The organism is Lentzea aerocolonigenes (assembly GCF_000955955.1).
GTDB lineage: Bacteria > Actinomycetota > Actinomycetes > Mycobacteriales > Pseudonocardiaceae > Lentzea > Lentzea aerocolonigenes_A.
The window spans coordinates 20,885-43,797 of the sequence record NZ_JYJG01000125.1; the positions used below are offsets into that span (position 1 = coordinate 20,885).

Genomic DNA, 22,913 nt, shown 5'->3' on the forward strand with positions numbered 1-22,913 from the left:
GGCGGGACCAACCGAAGTGGTCCCGCCGCGGGGGAACCTCCGCTCAGCGGTCCTGCTCAGTTCAGCGCCGCGCTCACCGCGGCCAGCCGCTCCGGTGCGAGCGCGTGTTCGTTGTACGGACACCGCGGGCTGTAGTCGCTTTCGCAGATCCAGACACCATCCCGCTCGCGCCACTCGGCCTGACCCGCCATCCCCTGCTGCTCCAGCAACGCGATGGCCAGCTCGCGCGGCGCCCCCACCTCTGCGAGTGCTGCGGCGACCAGATCAACCGCGTGATCGGGCACCGACAGGTCGCCGAGCATCGGGAACAGCAACAACAGATGTTCAGGCAATCGCTCCAGCTCGTGCCAAGCCAGCCCAGGTCCCTTGAAGGAGCCTTCGGCGAGCGTCAACTCCTCGCTCCAGCTCGGCGTGGAGAACAGGTAGTCGACGCCCATGTCGCCGTCGAGGTTGCGGTACACGACGTGGATGGCATTGCCGTCCGACAGCTCCGCCGTGATGACCGGCCACTCGTCATGTGACGCCATCCGCTCCAGGTAGAACTCCTCGGCGTCTTCCCAGTCCGCGCCGAATGCCATCTCCTGCACGCCATCGGGCATGCAACCTGCCAAGTGGTTCAGCCAGAACAACGGCTCAGGCAGCAGCTCCGCCCCGTTCACCAACGGCTTGTCGCGGTACCACTCCGGCACCATCACCGCTCCCGCGTCTTGAGCAGTCCGCGCTCGTACGCCACCGCCACCGCTGCCGCCCGGTCCGACACCCCGAGCTTCGCGTACACGTGCAGCAGGTGCGTCTTCACCGTCGCCTCGCTGATGAACAACGCCGCCGCCACCGCCCTGTTCGTGGAGCCGCGCGCGACCAACCCCAGCACGTCCAGCTCCCGCGCCGACAACGGCTCCTCGGCAGGCTCCCGCACCTGCCCGAGCAGCCGCGTGGCCACCGCGGGCGAGAGGACCGCCTCACCCGCGTGAGCAGACCGGATCGCCCGGTGCAGCTCGTCGCGCGGCGTGTCCTTGAGCAGGTAGCCCGTGGCGCCCGCCTTGATCGCGGGCAGCACGTCGCGGTCCGTGTCGTAGGTCGTCAACACCAGCACACGGCACGGATGGGTGCGCAGCCGTTCGATCGCGGACAGGCCGTCGGAGCCCGGCATGCGCAGGTCCATCAGCACGACGTCGGGCGACACCGCCGTCACGACCGCCACGGCCTCGTCGCCAGAGGCCGCCTCGCCCACGACCTCGAAGTCGGGCGAGGCCAGCATGCCGCGCAGCCCGTCGCGCACCACCGGGTGGTCGTCGACGATCACCAGCCGGATCACGCGGGCACCTCCGCCAAGCCACGCGCAGACCACGCGCCGCCGCCCACCACATCGCTCACGCGGCCACCCCTCGTCGCCCAAGACCACGCCACGCCAGCACCTGCGCCGCCTGAAGGCCGCTGACACCTGGCACCGTCACTCATGCGGCCACCCCCGCGACACAAGGCGCCCCGCACCGTCGCCCGCAAAGCCCCGCCCGTCACGCCGGCACCCTCGCCGAGATCGCCGTGCCCGACCCCGGCTCCGACTCCACGAAGAGCGCGCCGGACAGGCGGTGCACGCGGTGGCGCATCGCGGGCAGGCCGAAGCCCGACGACGGGGAGGCCAGGTCGAAGCCCACGCCGTCGTCGCGCACGTCCAGGGTCACCACGTCCTCCATGTAGGACAGGGTCAGGCCCACGCGGGAGGCCGAGGCGTGCTTCGCCACGTTCGCCAGGGCTTCCTGGGCGGTGCGCAGCAGGGCCACCTCTACCTCCGGGTGCATCATGCGCACGGCACCGGTCAAGGTCACCGACACCGGCACGCCGTACACAGTGGACCAACCGGAGGCCACCTCGTCCAGCGCCTCGGGCAGCGCAGCGGAGTCCAACGCGGGCGGGCGCAACGCGTGCACCGAGCGGCGAGCCTCTGCCAGGTTCGACCGGGCCAGCGACGCCGCCACCGACACGCGGTGCTCCCAGTCGGCAGCGGAGGCCGCCGACAGTTGCGTGATGATGCCCGTGAGGCCCTGCGCCAGCGTGTCGTGGATCTCGCCGGCCAGGCGGTGGCGCTCGTCCTGCACGCCCGCCTCGTGAGCCTGCACCAGCAACTGGGCGTGCAGGCCCTCGTTCTCCTCCAGCAGCTCTTTGCGCAGCCTGGCTTGTTCGGTTGTCACGTGGCCCACGAACGTGAAGGTGCACGCGACCACCACGAAAACGAGCAGCAGCAACCAGAAGGCCGCCTCCTCGCCCGCCGGTGGGTAGCCGCCGAACAGCGACAGCGTCGCCAGACCGGCGGTCAGCGCCACGACCACGAACATCCAGCGGCCGCGCAGCAACTCGCTCGCGTAGATGTAGACCGCGTACGACACCGCGCCGAACCAGTGCTCCTGCAGGCTCAGCACTCCGTAGAACGCGACCATGCCGCCGATGAACACGGCCATGAGCTCAGGACGGCTGTGCCACGACGGGTGCAGCGTGAACCACCACAGCATCCACACGAAGCCGAACGCCACCACGCCGTAGGTGAACCAGCGCTCAGACGCCGACTGCGACGTGAAGATCGAGTACAGCACCGTGGTCACGGTCAGCACGAAGTACGGGATCACGCGCCCGATGAAGCCGAGCCTGTGCTCCCACCTGTCCAACGCGGGCATGTCCACGAGCTACTCCCAGCGGAAGGTCCTGGCCGCGACCGTACCCGCCACGAGGCTCACCAGCCCCATGATCGCGAGATGCCTCCAGTCCGGCGCGGTGCCGAGCCACGCCTGTTGCAGCGCCTCCACACCCGGAGGCGAGTACGAGCCGATCTTCACCACAACCGAGGGCAGCATGAACCTCGGCAGGTACACGCCGCCGACGAACATCAGCAGCATGAACACCACCGTCGCCCAACCACCGGCCGCTCGCGCGTTCGGGGCCAGTGCGGCAATCACCAGACCCAGCGCCAACGTCCCAGCCCCTCCCAAGAGCACGGCACACGCCAGGCCGAGCGGATGGTGAGGCAGGTCGACGTCGAAAACGACGTATGCCACCACGATAGTCAGCAGCACCGACAAGATCGCCGCGGCGAAGTTGACGACCAGCTGCCCGACGAGCAACCGGGCCGGATGCATCGGCGTCGTGGCCAACCGGCGCAGCACGCCCTTCTCCCGGTAGGTCGCCACGACCGCCGGCACGCGCTGGATCCCGATGAACACCAACGTGAACACGACCACAGACGACACATAGCTGTCGATGAACCGGAGCCCGCCGAACTGCGGATCGGGCGTCCGCAACGCCGGAATCGCCCCCAGCCCCAGCAACAGGAGAGACGGAAACACGAGGGAGAACAACGAGTTCAGCCGATCGCGAACGAACAGCCGAGCCTCGATCTCAATGATCCGCAACATCTGAAGAACCCCCAGTCAGCCGAACATAGGCGTCGTTCAGCGAAACCTGGTCGACCCGGAGCTGCCGCGCCACGATCTGCTTGCGCGCCAGCAGGGAAGTGACCGCGTGCAACAGGTTCTCCGACCCGCTCACGACAACCTGCTCCCCCACCACAGAAACCGACGACACCTCCGGCAACGCCTCCAGCACCGCGACGTCCAAGGCAGCGGAAGGCACGAACCGCACCCGGCACGAACCGTCCACACGCGACACCAACCCGGAAGGCGTGTCCGCAGCGGCGATTCGCCCGTCGCGGAACACCGCAACCCGGTCGCACAACCGCTCGGCTTCCTCCATGAAGTGCGTGACCAGCAGAATCGTCACGCCCGCCGCCCGCACGTCCTCGATCACCGACCACGTGTCCCGCCGCGCCTGCGGATCGAGCCCGGTCGTCAGCTCGTCGAGAATCGCCACCCGCGGCGACCCCACCAACGCCAAAGCGATCGACAACCGCTGCTTCAGCCCACCCGACAGCTGCCCGAACTCCGCCTTCAGATGCCCGGACAACCCCAGCCGCGCAGACCAGTCGGCAGGAGCGGGGTAGAACGACGAGAACAGCGACAACGCCTCGCCCACCCGCATCCGTTCGGGCAGCTCGGAGGCCTGGAGCTGCACCCCGATCGCGGCCCGCACGTCGGCAGGCGCCTGCCCCAGCACCGACACACTCCCGCGGTCCGGCGTCCGCAGCCCGGACACGCACTCGACGGTCGTCGTCTTGCCCGCCCCGTTCGGCCCGAGAATGCCGAAGATCTCCCCCTCGGCGACCTCGAACGAGACGGAGTCCACCGCGACGCGGGGCCCGTACCTCTTGCCGAGGTCGCGCACTTCGATGATTGCCATAAGACAAGACTCGAAGAACACACCCCGAAGATCATCGATCGAGCAGCGACACCCGGATCAACCGATCGGTTGATGCCGCTGCTCCACCACACCAGCCCGCAACACAGCCGCCAACCGTGCCAGAGGCTCCGGCATCGGCCCAGGCAGCCGAGCCAGCAGGATCTGCCGCTGCTCGGCAGGCCCGCCCCGCACCGGCAAGATCCTCACTCCATCGGGTACCACTGACACCAGGGCCGCGGGAGCCGTCGTGATCCCGAGCCCCGCCGCGACCAGCTGCAGCTTCGCCAGCCAGTCCCGAGCCGTGTGCGCGACCACCGGCCGTTCGTCCAGCCCGGGCCACACCCCCATCACCATCTGGTCGCCGGGCCCGGAGATCCACCGTTGCCCCCGCAGATCAGCGATGTCCACGAAGTCGTTGCGCGCCAACGGATGCGCGGCCGGAACCGCCACCCGCAGACTCCGCTCGGCGAGCACCTCGACCTCCAGCGCGGGCGTCTCGTCATCAGGCGCCCTGAACGGCGGCGACGACGAGATCACCGCGATGTCCACCGTGCCTGCTCGCAGCGCGCGCACCAACGCCGGTGTGCTGCCCTCACGCGTGACGACAGTGATGGACGGATGAGTGCGCTTCAACTCCACCAACGCCTGCGGCACCAGCCACGCCCCGGCCGTCGCGAACCACCCGAGCCGCAACGTGCTCGCGTCCTCCTCCGGCAACCCCGCGAGCTCTCGTGCAGCAGCATCGACCTGATCGACCACCACGGCCGCACGGCGCAGCACGAGCCGTCCAGCCGCCGTGAGCCGCACGCCGTCGTACCGCCGCTCCAGCAACGGCACCCCGGCCGCCCGTTCCAGCGCCGCGATCTGCCGCGAGACCGCCGACTGCGTGTACCCCAGCGCCGAGGCGGCCGCTGTCAACGTCCCCCGCTCAGCCACCTCGCGAAACACCCGCAGGGCAACCAGCGAAGCGTCGGTGAAGGACATGACGTCTACGCATACCCTGGTTGCCGAACTTTCGCTACCCGCATGGCCGGACCGAGCCTAGCGTCGAAGACGTGATCAAAACTCAGTTCGGATTCAGCAGCACCGCGGCCGAGGTCGCCGAGGGCATCGACCTGACCGGCAGGCGCGCGATCGTCACCGGCGCGTCCTCCGGCATCGGCGTCGAGACCGCGCGGGCGCTGGCCGGCACGGGCGCCGAGGTCACGCTGGCCGTCCGCGACGTCGCCGCGGGCGAGAAGACCGCGAACGACATCGGCGGCAACGTGAAAGTCGCCCACCTCGACCTGACCGACCTCGCCTCCATCGCGGAATTCACCCGGAAGTGGGAAGGTCCGCTGCACGTCCTGATCAACAACGCCGGCGTCATGGCGACCCCGGAGCAGTACACCGGCCAGGGCTGGGAATGGCAGTTCGCCACCAACCACCTCGGCCACTTCGCGCTGACCACGGGCCTGCACGAGGCGCTCAAGACGGAGGGTGCCCGCATCGTCGCCGTCACGTCCACCGCCCACATGCAGTCCCCCGTGATCTTCGACGACGTGAACTTCGCGTTCCGCCGCTACGACCCGTGGCTCGCGTACGGCCAGAGCAAGACCGCGAACGTCCTGTTCACCGTCGAGGCGACCCGGCGCTGGGCAAGCGACGGCATCACCGCGAACGCCGTCATGCCCGGCGTCATCTTCACGAACCTGCAACGCCACCTCGACGGCCGGAGCACCGTCGACCCCGCCCTCGTCAAGTCCGCCGAACAGGGCGCCGCGACGTCGGTCCTCGTCGCCACCTCACCGTTGCTCGAAGGCATCGGCGGCCGCTACTTCAACGACTGCGAAGAAGCCCAGACCGTCGACCGCCGCGGCGAGGCCCCGCCGATGCGGGGTGTCGCCCGCTACGCCCTCGACCCGGACGCCGCCGAACGCCTGTGGACGTACTCCGAAACCCTCCTCGCGAAGGCCTGAAATGACAGTCGCACTCGTCACCGGTGCCACTCAGGGCCTCGGGCTGGCTCTGGTGGAAGGCCTGGCCCAACGCCTGGAGCCCACCGACACCGTCTACCTCACCGGCCGCGACATGAACCGCGTGACGACCGCCGTGCAGTGCATGCCCGGCGGCGGCGCCAAGGTCAGGGGCGAACTGCTCGACGTCGCGGACCCCAACGCCGCAACCCGTGTCGCACAACAGATCCAGCAACGCCACGGTGGCATCGACATCGTCTTCGGCAACGCGGTCATGCGCGTCGGCCCCGACGACGATCCGCGCGAGATCGTCGACCACTACACCCAGGTCAACAACTTCGGCACCACCAGGCTGCTCAAGGCGTTCGCGCCACTCCTCAACGACAACGGCAGGCTACTCGTTGTCGCCAGCTCACTCGGCACCCTCCACCACCTGGCCCCGGTGCTGCACAGGAGGTTCACCGGACCGTCCACTCTGGACGAGATCGACGAGCAGATCGCGCTCTGGCGCGACGAGGTGAAGGACGGCCGCGCGAAAGCGACCGCGTGGCCCGGCTTCGTGAACATCCCGTCGAAGATCGGCCAGGTCGCAGCCGTCCGCGTGCTGGCAGCAGAACGTCGCGCCGAAGACCTCGCGAGAGGCATCCTGATCGCGTCCGTCTGCCCAGGCATGATCAACACGCCGACTTCCGCGCTGTGGTGGGACGTCAGCGCCGCCCCCACTCCGGCCCAGGCCGCGACCGCACTGCTCGATCTCGCGGCAAACCCCGTCAAACCCGAGCACTACGGCGAACTGGTCCGGCACGGCAACACCGTCCCGTTCAGCTAGAGACGCTGATCGAGCCCGTGCACGACTTGGTCGAGCAACGTCTGGATGACCGCTTCGTTGTGGTCGGTGCGCCCCGGCGTGATCATCCGCGACGTCGCCTCGACCATGGCGTGCACGAGCATCGCCCGCAGCTGAGCCCGTTGCACCCCAGCGGTCTTGAACACCCCGACCAGCGGTGCCAGCAACCGTTCGTGCTCGGCCCTGATCTGCTCGCGCGACGAGTCCGGCAACGTGTGCGCGGACAGGGCCACCACCGCCCCGTGGCTGCCGTCGGTGATGATCGCCAGCTCGGTGCGCAGGTACGCCTCGATCTTCGCGGCCACGGTCGAAGCGCCGTTGACCGCGTCCTCCAGCTTGTCCGCCCACTCCGGCAGCGCGTCCGACACGATCGCCGCGACGAGCTCCTCACGTGACCGGAAGTACTCGTAGAGGCTCGGCCGCGACAGCCCGACCCGTCTCGCCAGCGACGCGAGCGTCAGCGCCTCCGCTCCCTCGGTCGCCACGATCTCGCGCCCCGCGTCCAGCAGGGCGCGCAACCTGTTGGCGCGGTGCTCGGCCACGGTGTCTGCGCTGATCCTCGGCACACCCGGATCGTATCGCGCTTGATTTCCCGACGGAGTGTTGGAATAGTTTCCGACAGAGCGTCGGAATCACGGAGGCCAGCATGTTCATCGCGACCAACCGGATGTTCGTGAACCCGGACATGTCCGAGGAGTTCGAGCGCTACTTCCGCGGCAACATGCGCACCCACCTGCCCGGAGTCCCCGGCCTGCTGCGCAGCACGCTGCTCAAGCCGACGCAGGACGACCAGCCGTACGTCTCGGTCAACGAGTTCGAGTCCGAAGAGGCCTTCCGCGCCTGGGTCGCCTCCGATGCGTTCCGCGAGGCGCACAAGGGCCACCGCACGATCGCACGCCTGGTCACGGGCAACGAGCCGGAGCGCTTCACCCACTGCGAGGACCTGGTGCTGCCTCAGCAGCGCACCGAGTAGGCGATAATCCCCCTCGTGGGGAATGTTCGCTTCCTGGTGCTCGGCCCTCTCACGATCGAAGTCGGCGGGCGGTCGATCGAGCTACCGCCCGGCCGCGGACGCGATCTTCTGGCAGTCCTCGTGGCCAACGCGAACCACGTCGTTCCACTGCACGAACTCGGCGAGACCCAAGCCGTGCGCACCGCGATCAGCAGGCTCCGGCGCGCGCTAGTTGAAGCCGACTTCATACACACCTACGTGACCGGCTACCTCGCGCACGTCACCGACTCGGACCTGATCGACTTCCGCGCGCTGAGCAACCAGGGTCGCTACGCTGAGGCACTCACGCTGTGGCGTGGCGAGGCGTTCGAAGGCATCGACGCCGTGCGCGCGACGGCGGTGAAGCTGGCCTCGGAACGAAGAATCGCCGAGACGCTCGTGCCGGTACCCCGCCAAGTCCCCGCGCCGCTCGCTCAGTTCGCCGGCCGTGATCGCGAGCTCGCCGTGCTGCGCCGGACCGGCCCGGTCACCCTGCTCAGCGGTGTGGGAGGGGCCGGTAAGACGGCGCTCGCGCTGCAGTGGGCGAACGAGGCCGACTTCCCGGCCGGGCAGCTGCACGTCAACCTGCGAGGCTTTGACACGACCGCGCCGGCACGTCCCGAGGACACCGTCCGCAGTTTCCTCGGCGCGCTCGGCGTTCCGCCGGACAGCATGCCCCCCAGCATCGGCGAACAGTCAGCGCTCTACCGAAAACTGTTGCGCGGTAAGCACATGTTGCTCCTGCTCGACAACGCCCGTGACGCCGACCAGGTCCGCCCGCTGCTCCCCGGCGACCCCACCTGCCACGTGGTGATCACCAGCCGCGACCGGATGGACGACCTCGCTGTCACCACCAGGCTGCGGATCGACGTGCTCGGCCAGGCTGAAGCACGACAAGTGCTGACCCTGCGCATCGGCGCTCGCGCCGCCGCCGAGCCCCATGCGCTCTCCCGGCTCGCCGCACGCTGTGGCGGACTGCCGCTCGCACTCGCGATCGTGGCCGCCCGTGCCGATCCGCACCACTCCCTCACCGCGCTCGCCGACGACTTCACACATGACGACGTGCTCGACTTCCTCGACACCGGCGAGGAAACGACCAGCGTCCGCTCCGTGTTCGACTGGTCCTACCAACGGCTTTCCGCCGCCGCACAACGCCTCTTCCGGCTGCTCGGCGTCCATCCCGGGCCGGACGTGTCCGCCGCGGCCGCGACCAGCCTCGCGGGCTCCGCATCGCCCCTGGCCGAACTGGTCGCCGCGAATCTGATCACGGACGCCGGAGGAAGGTTCGAACTGCACGACCTCGTCCGAGCGCATGCCCACGACCTCGTCGGCGAGACCGAAGGACGCGAAGCCCTGCACCGGCTGCTCGACCACTATCTGCACAGCGCCTACGAGACGGACACGCGGCTCTACTCACACCGCCGGCCCCTCACTCTGCCGCCGCCGGTCGCGGGCGTCGCCGTCGAACGTGTGCAAGGCGACGACGCGTGCCTCCAATGGCTGGCTGACGAGGCCGACGTGATGATCGCGTTGAGCCGAGAAGCCGCTGACAAGGGCTTCGACCGGCACGCTTGGCAGCTCACCTGGTGCTTGGGCGTCCACCTGAACCGGTCCGGCAGATGGCACGAGTGGATCGCCGTGGCCAACTCAGGACTTGCCGCCGCACAACGACTCGAGGACGACCGTGCGGCGGCGCGCCTCCATCACACCCTCGCCCACATCCACGAGCGGATCGGCGACCTCTCGTCGATGTCAGCGCATCTGACCGAGAGCCTCAGCCTGTACGAACGCCACGGCCTGACAGACGGACAGGGCCGAATCCATCGCGCCCTCGCGTTCCTGAACGAGACCAGGGGTGATCTGGTCCAAGCGCTGCACCACGGACGACGCGCCGTGGAACTGGCCACCTCCGAAACCGAACGCGCCGGAGCTATGAACCAGGTCGGCTGGTTCTACGGACTGCTCGGCCGTCACGTCGAAGCACTCGAGCAGTGCCAGAAAGCGCTTTCGCTGAGCCGAAGCGGCGGCGACCGGCTGAGTGAGGCCAGCACGCTCGACAGCATCGCCTACAACCTGCACCACCTCGGCGACTTCGCGGGCGCGATCGAGCACTACCGGGTGTCGCTGCAGGTGTTCACGGCCATCGGCGAGCAGTACGAGGTCGCCACGACCCTGGTGAACCTCGGCGACACCTACCTCGCGACCGGCGAGCGTGATCAGGCCCGTCAGGCGTGGGAAGAGGCGCTCGAAATCTACGAACGCCTCGGCCACACCGACGTCGCCAAGGCGCGTGATCGTCTCACACAGCGGGAAGCAGGGCCTTCATCCGGTTGATCTCGTCGGTCTGCACGGCGATCACGTCGTCCGCCATCTCCTCGACCTGAACGTTGACACCGGCACCCTTCACGTCCGTCGCCATCTTGATCGCACCCTCGTGGTGCTTGATCATCAGCTCCAGGAACATCCGGTCGAAGTCCTTGCCCCGCGTGGCACCCAGCGCGTTCAGCTGGTCCTGCGTCGCCATGCCGGGCATCGAACCGTGGTCCTCGTGCCCGCCCACCGCGTTGAACGTCCGCTGCCACTGCTTCATGGCGCCGATCTCGGGCTCCTGGCTGTACCGGATGCGGTCCGCCAGGCCTTTCACCGTCTCGTTCTGCGCACGGTCAGGGGCGAACCGCGTCATCGCCAGCGCCTGTTCGTGATGCACGATCATCATCGCCACGTAGAGCTTGTCGGCGTCGTTCGGCGGTGGCGGAACGGCTCGGGAAGCGTCCGATGGCGCCAGCGTCTGCGCCGATCCCCCAGGCGTGTCCGGCGCGATGACCGGCGCTGCATCAGGCTCCGATGTACAGCCCGTGATCAGCGCGAACACGACGACAAGCCCCACCACCCCAGAACGCATGAACCGCACAATACCCTCCGAAAGACGCTGGCCCTTAGCAAGGCGAACGGGTCATACTCCCCCTCATCAACCCGTTCTGAGGGGGTATGAGCAGTGACTTCACGCGAAACGGCCCGGCGGCGCAGAACGCCTTTCGCGATCCTGGGGGCGCTCGTGCTGACGCTGTCAACGTTGACAGCGACCGCGTCCGCCGAACCCGACCTGCCGTCCGACGGCGCTGGACTGAGCGAGGCGCAGCTCGAGTCGCAGGCCGAAGCGGTCAACGGCATTCCGGGTGAGAACGAGATCAGCCGAAGCCGCAACATGGTCCTGGTGTCGCACCTGGACAAGGTGGCTCCGCTCGACCAGACGCAGACCGACATCGCGTTCCAGGACAACTACGCGTTCGTCGGCAACTACAACGGCTTCACCATCTACGACATCCGCAACCCGCGGGCGCCGAAGATCAAGAGCTCGGTGCTCTGCCCCGGCTCGCAGAACGACGTCTCGGTGTACGGGAACCTGCTGTTCCTGTCGACCGACTCGTCGCGCAACGACAACTCCTGCAACAGCACTCCGCAGCCGGCGACCGAGAAGTCGTCGTGGGAGGGCATCAAGGTCTTCGACATCACGGACAAGGCGGCTCCGAAGTACGTCGCCGCCGTCGAGACCGACTGCGGTTCGCACACCCACACGCTGGTGCCCGGCAAGAACAAGAAGGACGTGTACCTCTACGTCTCGTCCTACTCGCCCAGCGCCACGTTCCCGGACTGCCAGCCGCCGCACGACAAGATCTCGATCGTCAAGGTTCCCGTGAAGAACCCGGCGGCGGCCTCGCTGCTCAAGGCGCCGGTGCTCTTCCCGGACGGCGCCAACCCCGGCGTCCCCGGCGACATCGAGCACGGCTACACCTCGGCCACGACCGGTTGCCACGACATCACCGTCTACCCGCAGCTCGACCTCGCGGCCGGCGCGTGCATGGGTGACGGCGTCCTGTGGGACATCTCCGACCGGGAGAACCTGGTGGAGATCAACCGGGTCCAGGACAACGCGCACTTCGCGTTCTGGCACTCCGCGACGTTCAACAACAGCGGCACCAAGGTCGTCTTCACCGACGAGCTCGGTGGCGGTGGCGCCGCGACCTGCAACGAGAAGATCGGCCAGACGCGTGGTGCCAACGGCATCTACGACATCGTCGGCAAGGGCAAGAACCGCAAGCTGGTGTTCAAGTCCTACTACAAGATCCCGCGCATGCAGGCCGACTCGGAGAACTGCGTCGCCCACAACGGCTCGCTGATCCCCGTGCCCGGCAAGGACATCATGGTGCAGTCCTGGTACCAGGGCGGCGTCTCGGTGTGGGACTTCACGAACTCGAGCAAGCCGCGTGAGATCGGCTTCTTCGAGCGCGGCCCGATGCCGAATAAGCAGTCCGGCGGCACGTGGTCGACCTACTGGTACAACGGCTACATCTACTCCTCGGAGATGGGCCGCGGCTTCGACGTGATCGACATGCGCGACCCGCGCACGTTCGTCGCGAAGTTCTTCCGCACGGACGAGCTGAACGTGCAGACCCAGGGCAACTTCTACCGCGGGTAGTGGCTGTCTGATTCAGCGCGGCTGCCGGCGCTCGGCAGCCGCGCTGATCGCTGTCAGGACCAAAGTCACTGCCACACCACCGAAAACCGCCCAGATCGGCGAGCCGGCGTCCAACGCCCACGCGGCGACGACAGCGGTGAGGCCATATCCCGCACCGGTCACCGCGTACATCATCGAGAACCCGGCCGCGTGCGCACCGACGGGAAGCCGTTCGCGCAGCACGAGACTCCGCGTCACCAGCACCCCGGACTGGAACAACCCGGCCGCCAGCAACGCACCCGCGATACCCGGCAGGTTCGGGAACAACGCCACCGCGCCGACGCACGTCGCCGTGATCACCAGCAGCACGAGTCCCTGGGTGCGCAACGATCCCGGCCACGGCCGCAGCCCGTACAACACCGCACCGAGCGCACTGCACGCCGCGAAGCCGGTCAGCAACGGCCCGATCCAGCCGATGCCGATCCCCCGGTGCTCCAGCAACGCCGGCAGCACCAGCTCCGCGACCGCCAGCTGCGCCAGCGCCGCCGCGCTCACCAGGTAGATCGGCCACGCCGACGCGACCACATGCGGTTTCGCACTGCCGGAACGGGACGTCACGTGCCCGCGCGGCAGGATGAACACCAGCCACGCGGCCACGACGATCAAGCTGACCGACACCACCACGGGTGCCCGCCGGTCGACGCTCAACGCCAGCACGGTCACGAGCGCGGGCGCCACCGCCCACACCACCTGCGTGATCATGGCGTCGAAGCCCATCGCCTTGGGCACCAACGCGTCCGGCACCAGCCCGAGCAGCATCGCGCGCAGCCCGCCCGGTGTCGTCGACGGTCCGGCGCCCGCGACGAACGCCGCGATCACGAGCACCGTCACGTTCGTCGTCAACGCCAGCGTGGTGAACGCGCCCGCGCCCACCACGAGCCCGGCCGCGAGCTGGCCGCGCATCCGCGACGGGTCGAGCAGCAGCCCGAGCAGTGCCGCGCCGAGCAGTTCTCCCAGCACGTAGACAGCGGTCAGCGAAGCCGCGAGCACGAAGCCGCCGGGCAGGTCCTTGGTCAGGAACACCATCATCAGCGGCGTCATCGACATCGGTAACTTCGCGGCGACCGTGACCACGGCGCACGCGAGCACGTCCCGGTTCGCGAGATCGCGGTAGCCGGCAGCGGAGATCGTCACTCGCCCAGCTCCTGGAACAGCGTCAGCTGCAGTCCGGCCGGCGCTCGCAGCCGGGCGTTCAGCGAGTTCCACGGTGTGCGCGTGGGTTCCGCGATGACCTCGGCACCGGCGGCTGCAAGCTCACGCGTAGTCCGTTCGGAGTCGTCGACCTCGAACGCCACCCGGATGTGCCCGGCGACCCGCGACCCGACCTCGACCTGGTCGATGAACTCGGCGTGCGGCGGGTCGGTGATCTCCAGTGTGGCCCGCCCGGCCTCCAGGATCGTGACCCGTCCGCCGTCGGACGCGAACGCCGCCCGTTGCTCGAGGCCCAGCACGTCTCGGTAGAAGCGCAGGGCCTCGTCGTAGTCGGCAGCGGTGACGACTAGGCGGAGTTCACGAACACCGGTCATGTGCTGATCATCGCACCACGCGTGTGAGGATCACGAGAACCAGGGTGATCCCCGCCGTCACGTGGATCGGCGCCGGTCCGAACGTCGCGGCGAGCACCGCGACAGCCCCGAGCGGCAGCAGGTACTTGCGCGGCCCGGCCTGACCGGGGCAGTCCTGCACGTACCAGACGCACAGGAAGAAGATCGCGAGCGGCACCGTCGTGAACGGTGCGATGGCGATCCCCGGCGCGTGTGCGAGGTGCAGGTCGTAGTCGACGCTCGCCGCCAAGCCCGCACCCAGAGCCGCGATCGACCCGAGGATGAAGAGGTGGGCGTATCCCCACAGGAACGCCGTCTTCATCGAGAGCAGGTGGGTCGGCGCCTCGAAGTAGATCCACCACACCGAGAACACGATGATCAGCGACGCCACCGCGAGCGAGACGAGGTTGACCCCGCTGTCGAACCCCTTCTGGAACGCCATCGTGGTCGACAGGATCGACTCGCCGAGCACGATCAGGGTGAAGAGGCCGTGCCGTTCCGCGATGTGGTGCGGGTGCCAGGTCGTCGCCTCGGCGCGCTCCGCCCAGACCGGCACCAGCAGCTCGCCGATCATGAACACGACCCAGAGCGCGATCGCGAAGCTCGGCGGCGCGACGACGACCCACAGGACCCACAGCACCTGCATGCCCGCGATGCCCATGGCGTACCTGGTGGCGCACTTCTTGTGCGCCGGGTTGTCGCGCGCCGCCCGCAGCCAGTGCACCACCATCGCGAGCCGGATGACGACGTAACCGGCGACCACGATGCGGTAGTCGTCGTGCTCGAAGACGCGCGGGATGCCGGCGGCGATGATGAGCACGCCGGCGATCTGGATCATCGTGATGATCCGGTACAGCGTGTCGTCGTTGTCGAAGGCGCTGGCGAACCAGGTGAAGTTGAGCCACGGCAGCCACAACGCGAAGAACGCCATGCAGAACGCGAGCACGCCGTGGCCGATGTGGTTCTCGGCCACGGCGTGGTGCAGCGAGGCGGCGGCCTGGGCGACCGCCACCACGAAGCTCAGGTCGAACAGCAGCTCCAACGGCGTCGCGACCCGGTGGGCCTCCGCCGTGTCGCGCGCGAGGAGCTTTCTGATCATCCAGGCACCACCATGATCCGTGACTCGCTGAGGTCGAGCGCGACCCGAGTTCCCGGCTGGTAGGCGGCGGCGGTGTTGGACGGCTGGTCGACGCGCAGCACCTGCTCGCCCACCCTCACCGAGATCCGCGTGACCGGCCCGAGGAACGACTGGGTCAGTACATCACCGACGATCTTGCCATTCGAGTCGCCGTCGTGTGCGGAAACACCGATGTCCTCCGGCCGCACGATGACGCGAACGTCGCTTCCGGACGGCTGGTCGTGCGTCGCCGGCAGGGTGACGCCGTTGACCACGACGGTCTGGCCCTCCGCCTTGGCCTCCACCGAGTTCGTGACACCGACGAACTGCGCCACGAACGCGGTCTTCGGCTCCCGGTACACCACAGAAGGCGTGTCGAGCTGTTCCAGGCGGCCGTGCGACATCACGCCCACGCGGTCGGAGACGGCGAGCGCCTCCTCCTGGTCGTGCGTGACGAACAGCGTCGTCATGCCGAGCTCCGTCTGGATGCGACGGATCTCGTCACGCAGGTTCACGCGAACCTTGGCGTCCAATGCGGACAGCGGCTCGTCCAGCAGCAGCACGCGCGGCTGGATCGCCAACGCGCGCGCCAACGCGACACGCTGCTGCTGACCACCGGACATCTGGTGCGGGTAACGGCCGCCCAGATGCGCCAGACCCACCAGTTCCAGCAGCTCGCCGGCCTTCTTCGAGTCGCCCTTGCGCAGCTTCAGGCCGAACGCGACGTTCTGCGCCGCGGTCATGTTCGGGAAGAGGCTGTAGGCCTGGAAGACCATGCCCATGTCCCGTTTGTTGGCGGGCACGCGGGTGATGTCCTTGCCGCCGACGGTGACCGTGCCGGAGTCCGACGTCTCGAAGCCCGCGACGATCCGCAGCGCCGTCGTCTTGCCACAGCCAGAAGGCCCGAGCAGCGACACGAGCTCGCCCTCGGCCAGTTCCAGGTCGAGCCCGTCGAGCGCGGTGTTGCCGCCGAAGGACTTGCGCAGTCCCGTGAGTTCCAGGTGACCCATCTTCTACTCCTCGACCACGGTCTGACGGCGCCGCTGGCCGACGTAGGAAAGTGCGAACAGAAGGACGAACGCGAACAGCAGGCACAGCAACGACACCGCGATGGACACACCCGCGTTGCGCTTGCCCAGCAGGTTGACCTGCACCTGCAGCGTGTCGAAGTTGAGCAGCGACGCGATGGTGAACTCGCCGAGCACCAACGCGACCGACAACAGCGACGCACCGATCAGTGCGACGCGGATGTTCGGCACGACGACCTTCCACAGCACCGTGAACCACGACGCGCCGAGGCTGCGCGCGGCTTCGGCGAGCGTCTTCAGGTCGATCGCGGCGAGTCCGGCGTCGACCGCGCGGTAGGCGAACGGCAGCACCAGGATCGTGTAGGCGAAGGTCAGCGTCAGCGGCGAGTCGCCCAGGAAGTAGTTCACCCACGCGTAGAGCGGCGCCATGCCGACCACCAGCACGATCGCGGGGATCGCGAGCGGCAGCAGGCACAGGAACTCCACGAGCCGCTGCAGCTGCGGCAGCCGGAGCCGGATCCACGCCATCGTCGGCACGAGCAGCACCAGCATCAGGACCGCTGAGGTGACCGACAGCAGCAGCGAGTTGACGAGCGCCTCCATCAGGCCCTCGTCGTCGACGATGCCCGTCCACGACTCGAGGCTGCGGCTCCCGCCCTTGCCGCGCGTGGAGAACTCCGCCATCGCGATCAGCGGCAGGATGAAGTAGACGCCGAGGACCAGCAGGATGATCGTGCGCAGAACACGCTGCTTCACTAGCGAACCCACTTGGCCACCCTCCGCTGCAGCAGCACGTTCACGCCCATCGCGATGCTGACGACGATCACCATGCCGAGGCCGAGCGCCTTGCCGAGGTTCTCCTGGCCGAGCACGACCTCGCCGGTGAGGAAGCCGCGGATCTGCAGCGGCACGATCGGGCTGCCCTGCGAGACGAGCGCGGCGGCCGTGGCGTAGGCGCTGAAGGCGTTGGCGAACAGGAGAAGCAGCGCACCGAGGAACGGCGGCGTCAGAATCGGGCCGCCGACGTGGCGCCAGTACGTCCAGCTCGTGCCGCCGAGCGACGCGTTCGCCTCACGCCACTGTGGACGGAGGCCGTCCAGCGCGGGCAGGAACACGATGACCATCAGCGGGATCTGGAAGAACGTGTAGACGAGCGTCAGGCCCGGCAGCTCGAACAACCACGCGCTGCCGGCGAAGATGTCGATGCCAACGTTGTCACGCAGGTACTTCGTGACCAGGCCCTCGAAGCCGATCGTGGCCAGGAAGGCGAACGCCAGCGGCACGCCACCGAACTGGGCGAGCACTCCGGACGCGGCCACGACGACCCGTCGCACCATGCCCTCCTGCTTGCCGACCGCGACCGCCCACGTGAGCAGCGCGCCGAAGATCGCGCCGATCACCGCCGTGAGCGCGGAGAGTTCGATGCTGCGCACGAACGCGTCGAAGACGACGCCCGTGAACAGGGTCGTGAGGTTGCCGAGCGTGAGCGCGCCGTTCGAGTCCTGGAAGGCACCGAACAGCACGAGAACCGTGGGGTAGACGAGGAAGATGCCGACGAACGCGAGGAACGGCACCGCGACGAGCCAGGCGGCCACAGATGGCCGACCGGCGGCTCCACCCCTCTTGGCAGGGGTGGAGCCGCCGGGCGTCGTCGCTACGGGAGCGACTGCGGTCATCCGATGGCCTGCGCCCAGGTCGCGGTCAGGACGGCCTTGGCCTTGTCGGCCTGGGCCTGCGTCTGGAACACCTGCTTGCCCTCGGTCTTGGGCAGCTTGTCCTTCGCGGCCTTGTCCGCCTTGTCGCCCATCTTCTCCAGGCGAACCGGGCGGGACATGCCCTTCAGGTAGAGGTTCTGGCCCTCGTCGGAGTAGAGGAACTCCTGCCACAGGCGCGCGGCCGCGGGGTGCGGCGCGTCCTTGCTGATGGCCTGGTTGTAGTAGGCGCCGAGCTGGGCCTCGGCCGGGACGACGACCTTCCAGTCCATCTTGCCCTTGAGCTTCTCGGTCTGGGCGGCGTTGGTGTAGTCCCAGTCGATGACGACCGGCGTCTGGCCGGACTCGATCGTCGCGGGCGACGGGTCGACCGGCTGGAAGTTGCCGGCCTGCTTGAGCTGCTTGAAGAAGTCGACACCGGGCTTGATGTCGTCGGCACTACCGCCGTTGCCCAGCGACGCCATCACGACGCCGGAGAACGCGGCACCGGCCTGCGTCGGGTCGCCGTTGAGCGCGACCTTGCCCTTGTACTCGGGCTTGAGCAGGTCCTTCACACTCGTCGGCGCGGGCACCTTGCCGGCGTCGTAGCCGATCGACATGAAGCCGCCGTAGTCGCCGTAGTAGGCACCGTCCGCGTCCTTGAGCTCCGCGGCGATGTCGTCCCACGTGCTGACCTTGTACGGCGCGAACAGGTCCTTGTTCGCCAGGGCCACGTTCAGGCCGAGGTCGAACACGTCCGGCGAGCGGTCGTTGCCCTTGAGCTGCTTCGCGGCGTTGATCTCGTCCTGGGAGGACGCGTCCGGCTGGGCCGAGTCGACCTTGACGCCGTACTTGGCCTCGAACGCCTTGATGATCTCGCCGTAGTTCGCCCAGTCCGGGGGCAGCGCGATGACGTTGAGCTTGCCCTCCTTCTTGGCGGCCTCGACCAGCTTGTCCATGCCACCGAGCTCACTCGCCGACTTGGCGGTCCCGGCGGCTCCGGTCTGCGTCTCCTTTGCGGGCGGGGCGCCACAGGCGGCCACGGCCAGCACCAAGGCGCCGACACCGATCAGTTTCGTGGTGACGTTCCCTCGCTTCAGCACAGGCGGAGGATTCGCGCGGACGGCTTTCGTTGTCAAGCCAGCCGCGCCGGTTGAGACCTTCTCGACTCCTACGGTGAATTCTCAGTGCACTACGGGTTGCTGCTGAATGCTTTCCGAGCTTCGCCCAAGTGCCGCGCGGTGATCCCGGTCGCGGGGTCGACGTGGATGAGAGCGGTGGTCAGGTGCCGTCGCTTGTGGACGAAATCCCGGTTCCGGTCCCGGTGCAACCCGAAGTCGTCGTCGAACCAGACGAGGGGCCGTTCGTAGGCGTGGCGGGCGACGGCGGGGTACTTCCAGCCGTGCTCGTCGTGGAAGTCGATCACCCTGAGTGGCGGGAGGTTCAGCCGCGGCCCTATCTCGGTGTTCGCCCGGTGGGACCAGCTGGTGGCCCACGCGAGCTCGGCCCCGGTTTCGTCCGCCAGCCGTCTCAACTGGTCACCGTGATCCGGGTCGAGCCAGATCCGGAGCTTGCGCCACCAGCCGACCCTGATGTCGAACGGGCGGTAGTTCGCGGGCTTGGTCTTCGCCGCCCACGGGTTGAGCGGGCCGTCGACGTCGAGCACCACGAGTGGCTTCATCTGCGCAAGACTGCCCGTTTCCCAGGCGCGGAGCAGCGCTTTTCCCTAATCTCCCTGACATGAGACGGTTCGCCCTGTTCGTCCTGCTGTGCGCCGCGCTGACCGGCTGCGCCTCGCTCGCCGACCTGGCCACGCTGCAGTCCCGCATCCAGCACGAGGGCTACCAGAAGGTCTCGGTGTACCACCGCTCCAACAACGGCACCGACACCCTGGAGATCAGCGCGTCCGGCTCGGACCCCGACAAGGTCGCCGAGATCGTCTGGGACACCTACCCCGAGCACCTCGACCGGCTGGTGATCACGCTCGACGGAACCGGTAAGCGCTACACCGAGGCCGACCTGCGCGAGGCGTTCGGCGAACGCCAGGTCACCGAGAAGCCGGACGACGACGCCGACGTCACGAAGACCATCGTCACCGGGGTGGTCGTCGCCGCCGTGACGTTCCTGCTGCTCGGCGCGGGCGCGGTCGTCCTCGTCGTGGTGCTGATGCGCCGCGCCCGCCACCGCAAGGCCCAGCAGTACCTGCAACAGCAACAGCCGTACTACCGGCCACCCTCCGGCCCCGCCGCTTAGGACACCACGTTGACGCAGCCGCCGAACCAGCCCGGACCGAACCAGTACGGACCACCCCAGTACGGACCACCGCAGTACGGACCACCCCAGTGGGGCCCGCCGTACCCGGGCCCGCCACCCGTGCCGCCGAAGAAGAAGTCCCCGGTGGTCTTCCTCGTGCTCGGCCTCGTCGTCCTGCTGGCCGCCGCCGGTGTCCTCGGCACGGGGCTGGTCTGGCCGGGCTGGCTGAAGTCGCGCCCAGCCGTCGCCGTCGACCAGTCCTCGCCGGACAGCACCGCGAAGGCCGTCGAGGCCGCGCTCAACCGGCGCGACGTCGACCAGTTCGTGAACGTCCTCACGTGCAAGGACGGCCGCACCAAGGCCGACGGCAAGGACATCTCGCGGGCCGAGGAGATCCTCTACCGCGACATCGAACCGCTGAAGCCCAAGAGCAAGAAGGCAGACGTCCAGGCCACCTTCAAGGTCGACGAGGTCCGCAAGATCAAGCCCAGCGACCCGATCTACAACGACGGCAACAAGGACGCCACCGTGGCCATCATGTCCGTCGACTACCCGAAGGACAGCGGCCTCTCCAAGCAACGCGGCGTGCTCGCCATGTTCGAGGAGGACAACAAGTACGTCGTCTGCGAAATGGGCTTCGTCCCGGTCACCGACTCCCAGGAACCACCACCGGACCCGGACCCGGACAGCGCCACCGGCCGCATGCAGGCGTTCGCGAAAGCCGTGAACGACAAGGACATCGCCTCGGCCCGCAAGTACATGTGCTCCACCGCGCGCGCCGTCAACACGTGGGCGGAGAAGGCCATCGCCGCCGGCGGCAAACTGCGCCTGCACGACAAGGTGCAGACCACCAAGGCGAACGACGGCGGCCAGGTCCGCATGTGGTACACGCTCAACGGCACCGAGACGAAGGCGGGCGGCTTCCTGCAGAAGGAGTCCGACGGCTGGTGCCTCTTGTCCTTCAACAACGACGCCAAGTAGATCAGGACGCCCGCCGGGCCGAGCACACCGCCGATCCTCCCCACCGAGCGCCGTACAGGAGCCCTGGGAGCAGCCGCCGGAACCTCAGGTGGATCTCCCCTGCCCGGTCCACCGCGTGCTGGCTCCCGTCCGGCTCGCCGTCCGACCGCTGCAACACCCCGTCGAACGTCCGCACGAGCCGCCTGCGGTCGTGCTCGAACCGCACGCGCAGGTCGAACACCTCGCACGGCCGTTCGGGCACGTGCAGCACGCACGGGCGCATGACGTCGCGGTTGACCAACCGGTACCGGATCGCGAAGTCGTGCGTCTCGCCGCGGGCCAGCGGTTCGGCCGGCACGAGCACGAAGCCGGGGCGTTCGTGCGACGCCGAGCGCTCCTGCAGCGTGCCGCCGTAGAGCAGGTGCACGTCCACGTCCCGCCGGTGCACCGGGAACACCGCGGCGAATTCCAGCCGGTCCACCCCGTCCTGGTCGACGACGACCTGGTAGCGCTCCAGCACCTCTGGCTGCCCCTGGTCGAGCGCCACGGCCACGGCCAGTTCCGCGGTGTGCCAGCCGCCGGCGTCGCGCCGCGTGGTGGTGGCGGCCAGTTCGGCCAGCTGGTCCACGGCTTCGTCGACGCGCCGGCGCACGGTGCGGGAGTCGCGGTCGATCGCGGCCGCCACCCAGGTCACCCGGTCCTGGTAGAGCGGATGACGCACGTCGGGGATGAGCCCGAACGCCGCCCGCGCGGCGAGCTGGAGGTCCTCCGGGAGCTGTTCGACCAGCTCGGTGAGCCTGGTGACGAGCTTCTGGCGAGCTGCCGACGGCCCGTCCGCCCTGGTGATCCCGCACGCGGCGGCCAGATCCGGACCCACCCGGTCCGCGATCTTGCCGTGCACGCCCCTCCCCTTCCGCAGGGTCTTCAGCTCACGGACCAGCTTCGCGTGCGTCGTCGTCATCTCCGCTCTCCTCCCTTGCGCGCTCACGTGCGGCGGAGGCAGGTTGCGTCGGGCGTGTGGACGAGAAGTGGACACGCCGTGGATCGGACGGGTCGTGGAAACACCGCTCAGGTCAGACATGGGTGCGACGTGATCGGACACCATCGCGAGGTGGTGGCACAGTCAGACGTGGTCCGGCCGCAGGACCGTCCGCGCCACCGAAGAGGCGAGGGCGATGCCGATCCGGACACCGTCGCGGCCGAGGAAGACCCGCGAGGTGCTGATGCGGTCCAGTGCCGGCGGGTCGACGGCACCGAGCCCGAACGCGATCATCTCCGGGCACGACGCCGTGGCGGTGAGCCGTGCCAGCGCCTCGGGCCAGGCGTGATCGGTCGCGTGGCCGTCGGAGATGAAGAACAGCACCGGCCGGCGCACGCGGATCCGCTGTGCCTTCAGGCTGTGCACATCGCGCTCGATCACCGTGCGCAGCAGGGTGAACGCGGATCCGAAGTCGGAACCCGATTCCTGCTGCGGTGTAATAGTTTCGGATGGGTCGATCGCCGCGCGCAACGGCTGGACGACCTGCGGGCTGTCAGCGAAAACGACCACGCAGAGCCGAATCTGGGCGGCGGCGCGACGTTCCGCGTGCACCACCCCGCGGAACTCGCGCATTCCGGCGTTGACCTCGGCGATGTGGTCGGTCATCGAGCACGACACGTCGCAGACCACGTAGCAGGGCAACACGTCCAGCACCATCGGCTTCCCCCTCAGCACCAAGCGTCACCGG

At 68.4% G+C, this 22,913-nt stretch carries 25 protein-coding genes; 7 read left to right on the top strand and 18 right to left on the bottom strand.

Annotated elements, in window-relative coordinates:
* Positions 1–56 precede the first annotated feature (56 nt).
* The 6 genes from UK23_RS19255 to UK23_RS19280 form a co-directional block, all read right to left on the bottom strand.
* Positions 57–692, bottom strand: coding sequence for a hypothetical protein (locus UK23_RS19255; protein WP_045312953.1), 636 nt, complete (start codon positions 690–692; stop codon positions 57–59).
* Positions 692–1,315: a response regulator gene (locus UK23_RS19260; RefSeq protein WP_045312954.1), complete on the bottom strand. Its 624-nt coding sequence runs from the start codon at positions 1,313–1,315 to the stop codon at positions 692–694. The genes UK23_RS19255 and UK23_RS19260 overlap by 1 nt, the downstream gene beginning before the upstream one ends.
* Positions 1,316–1,514: 199 nt before the next feature.
* Positions 1,515–2,669: a sensor histidine kinase gene (locus UK23_RS19265; protein WP_045312978.1), complete on the bottom strand. Its 1,155-nt coding sequence runs from the start codon at positions 2,667–2,669 to the stop codon at positions 1,515–1,517.
* Positions 2,670–2,678: 9 nt separating this feature from the next.
* Complete coding sequence (locus tag UK23_RS19270) at positions 2,679–3,404, bottom strand: ABC transporter permease (RefSeq protein ID WP_045312955.1); 726 nt, start codon at positions 3,402–3,404, stop codon at positions 2,679–2,681.
* Entirely contained in the window at positions 3,388–4,284 is an 897-nt protein-coding gene (locus UK23_RS19275; RefSeq protein ID WP_045312956.1) for an ABC transporter ATP-binding protein, read from the bottom strand. Before UK23_RS19275 ends, UK23_RS19270 begins: the two co-directional genes overlap by 17 nt.
* A gap of 57 nt (positions 4,285–4,341) precedes the next feature.
* Positions 4,342–5,268: a LysR family transcriptional regulator gene (locus UK23_RS19280; protein ID WP_045312957.1), complete on the bottom strand. Its 927-nt coding sequence runs from the start codon at positions 5,266–5,268 to the stop codon at positions 4,342–4,344.
* Between the two features lie 71 nt (positions 5,269–5,339).
* On the opposite strand from UK23_RS19280, the gene UK23_RS19285 reads away from it, so the two are divergent.
* Together UK23_RS19285 and UK23_RS19290 are read left to right on the top strand one after the other, a co-directional pair.
* Positions 5,340–6,242, top strand: coding sequence for an SDR family NAD(P)-dependent oxidoreductase (locus UK23_RS19285; protein WP_045312958.1), 903 nt, complete (start codon positions 5,340–5,342; stop codon positions 6,240–6,242).
* A gap of 1 nt (position 6,243) precedes the next feature.
* Positions 6,244–7,068 (top strand): SDR family NAD(P)-dependent oxidoreductase, encoded by an 825-nt coding sequence (locus tag UK23_RS19290; RefSeq protein WP_045312959.1) that lies wholly within the window; start codon positions 6,244–6,246, stop codon positions 7,066–7,068.
* Here UK23_RS19290 and UK23_RS19295 read toward each other — a convergent pair.
* On the bottom strand, positions 7,065–7,652 hold the full coding sequence (locus tag UK23_RS19295) for a TetR/AcrR family transcriptional regulator (RefSeq protein ID WP_052684809.1): 588 nt from the start codon (positions 7,650–7,652) through the stop codon (positions 7,065–7,067). The genes UK23_RS19290 and UK23_RS19295 overlap by 4 nt on opposite strands.
* 80 nt (positions 7,653–7,732) lie before the next feature.
* Between UK23_RS19295 and UK23_RS19300 the strand changes: the two genes are divergently transcribed.
* Complete coding sequence (locus tag UK23_RS19300) at positions 7,733–8,059, top strand: antibiotic biosynthesis monooxygenase family protein (protein WP_045312960.1); 327 nt, start codon at positions 7,733–7,735, stop codon at positions 8,057–8,059.
* A gap of 15 nt (positions 8,060–8,074) precedes the next feature.
* Positions 8,075–10,411: an ATP-binding protein gene (locus UK23_RS19305; RefSeq protein WP_082114784.1), complete on the top strand. Its 2,337-nt coding sequence runs from the start codon at positions 8,075–8,077 to the stop codon at positions 10,409–10,411.
* On the opposite strand, the gene UK23_RS19310 is transcribed toward UK23_RS19305, so the two are convergent.
* Positions 10,377–10,979, bottom strand: coding sequence for a DUF305 domain-containing protein (locus tag UK23_RS19310; protein ID WP_045312981.1), 603 nt, complete (start codon positions 10,977–10,979; stop codon positions 10,377–10,379). The genes UK23_RS19305 and UK23_RS19310 overlap by 35 nt on opposite strands.
* A gap of 171 nt (positions 10,980–11,150) precedes the next feature.
* Here UK23_RS19310 and UK23_RS19315 point away from each other — a divergent pair, with 171 nt between their 5' ends.
* On the top strand, positions 11,151–12,554 hold the full coding sequence (locus UK23_RS19315; RefSeq protein ID WP_419503891.1) for an LVIVD repeat-containing protein: 1,404 nt from the start codon (positions 11,151–11,153) through the stop codon (positions 12,552–12,554).
* 12 nt (positions 12,555–12,566) lie between these two features.
* Here the strand turns inward: UK23_RS19315 and UK23_RS19320 are convergent, their stop codons facing one another.
* The 8 genes from UK23_RS19320 to UK23_RS19355 all read right to left on the bottom strand — a co-directional run bounded on the left by UK23_RS19320 (position 12,567) and on the right by UK23_RS19355 (position 19,654).
* Positions 12,567–13,727, bottom strand: coding sequence for an MFS transporter (locus UK23_RS19320; RefSeq protein ID WP_196777793.1), 1,161 nt, complete (start codon positions 13,725–13,727; stop codon positions 12,567–12,569).
* Positions 13,724–14,119 (bottom strand): VOC family protein, encoded by a 396-nt coding sequence (locus UK23_RS19325; RefSeq protein ID WP_045312961.1) that lies wholly within the window; start codon positions 14,117–14,119, stop codon positions 13,724–13,726. Before UK23_RS19325 ends, UK23_RS19320 begins: the two co-directional genes overlap by 4 nt.
* Before the next feature lie 7 nt (positions 14,120–14,126).
* A complete protein-coding gene (locus UK23_RS19330; RefSeq protein WP_045312962.1) occupies positions 14,127–15,236 on the bottom strand; it encodes a low temperature requirement protein A in 1,110 nt (369 codons plus the stop codon).
* Positions 15,233–16,264 (bottom strand): ABC transporter ATP-binding protein, encoded by a 1,032-nt coding sequence (locus UK23_RS19335; protein WP_045312963.1) that lies wholly within the window; start codon positions 16,262–16,264, stop codon positions 15,233–15,235. The genes UK23_RS19330 and UK23_RS19335 overlap by 4 nt, the downstream gene beginning before the upstream one ends.
* Before the next feature lie 3 nt (positions 16,265–16,267).
* The gene (locus tag UK23_RS19340; protein WP_231114576.1) at positions 16,268–17,038 is read right to left on the bottom strand and encodes an ABC transporter permease; all 771 of its coding nucleotides are present in this window, start codon (positions 17,036–17,038) and stop codon (positions 16,268–16,270) included.
* Entirely contained in the window at positions 17,038–17,958 is a 921-nt protein-coding gene (locus tag UK23_RS19345; protein WP_045312965.1) for an ABC transporter permease, read from the bottom strand. The genes UK23_RS19340 and UK23_RS19345 overlap by 1 nt, the downstream gene beginning before the upstream one ends.
* Entirely contained in the window at positions 17,955–19,076 is a 1,122-nt protein-coding gene (locus UK23_RS19350; RefSeq protein WP_231114577.1) for an ABC transporter substrate-binding protein, read from the bottom strand. The genes UK23_RS19345 and UK23_RS19350 overlap by 4 nt, the downstream gene beginning before the upstream one ends.
* An 89-nt stretch (positions 19,077–19,165) precedes the next feature.
* Positions 19,166–19,654, bottom strand: a complete 489-nt coding sequence (locus tag UK23_RS19355) for an HAD domain-containing protein (RefSeq protein ID WP_045312966.1) — start codon at positions 19,652–19,654, stop codon at positions 19,166–19,168.
* Between the two features lie 59 nt (positions 19,655–19,713).
* Here UK23_RS19355 and UK23_RS19360 point away from each other — a divergent pair, with 59 nt between their 5' ends.
* A complete protein-coding gene (locus UK23_RS19360) occupies positions 19,714–20,226 on the top strand; it encodes a hypothetical protein (protein ID WP_045312967.1) in 513 nt (170 codons plus the stop codon).
* 9 nt (positions 20,227–20,235) lie between these two features.
* Positions 20,236–21,207: a hypothetical protein gene (locus tag UK23_RS19365; protein WP_045312968.1), complete on the top strand. Its 972-nt coding sequence runs from the start codon at positions 20,236–20,238 to the stop codon at positions 21,205–21,207.
* A 1-nt stretch (position 21,208) separates the two neighbouring features.
* On the opposite strand, the gene UK23_RS19370 is transcribed toward UK23_RS19365, so the two are convergent.
* On the bottom strand, positions 21,209–22,147 hold the full coding sequence (locus UK23_RS19370; RefSeq protein WP_052684814.1) for a hypothetical protein: 939 nt from the start codon (positions 22,145–22,147) through the stop codon (positions 21,209–21,211).
* Between the two features lie 162 nt (positions 22,148–22,309).
* Positions 22,310–22,900 carry a vWA domain-containing protein gene (locus tag UK23_RS19375; RefSeq protein WP_231114578.1) on the bottom strand — a complete coding sequence of 197 codons (591 nt, stop codon included), beginning with the start codon at positions 22,898–22,900 and terminating at the stop codon, positions 22,310–22,312.
* Positions 22,901–22,913 lie beyond the last annotated feature (13 nt).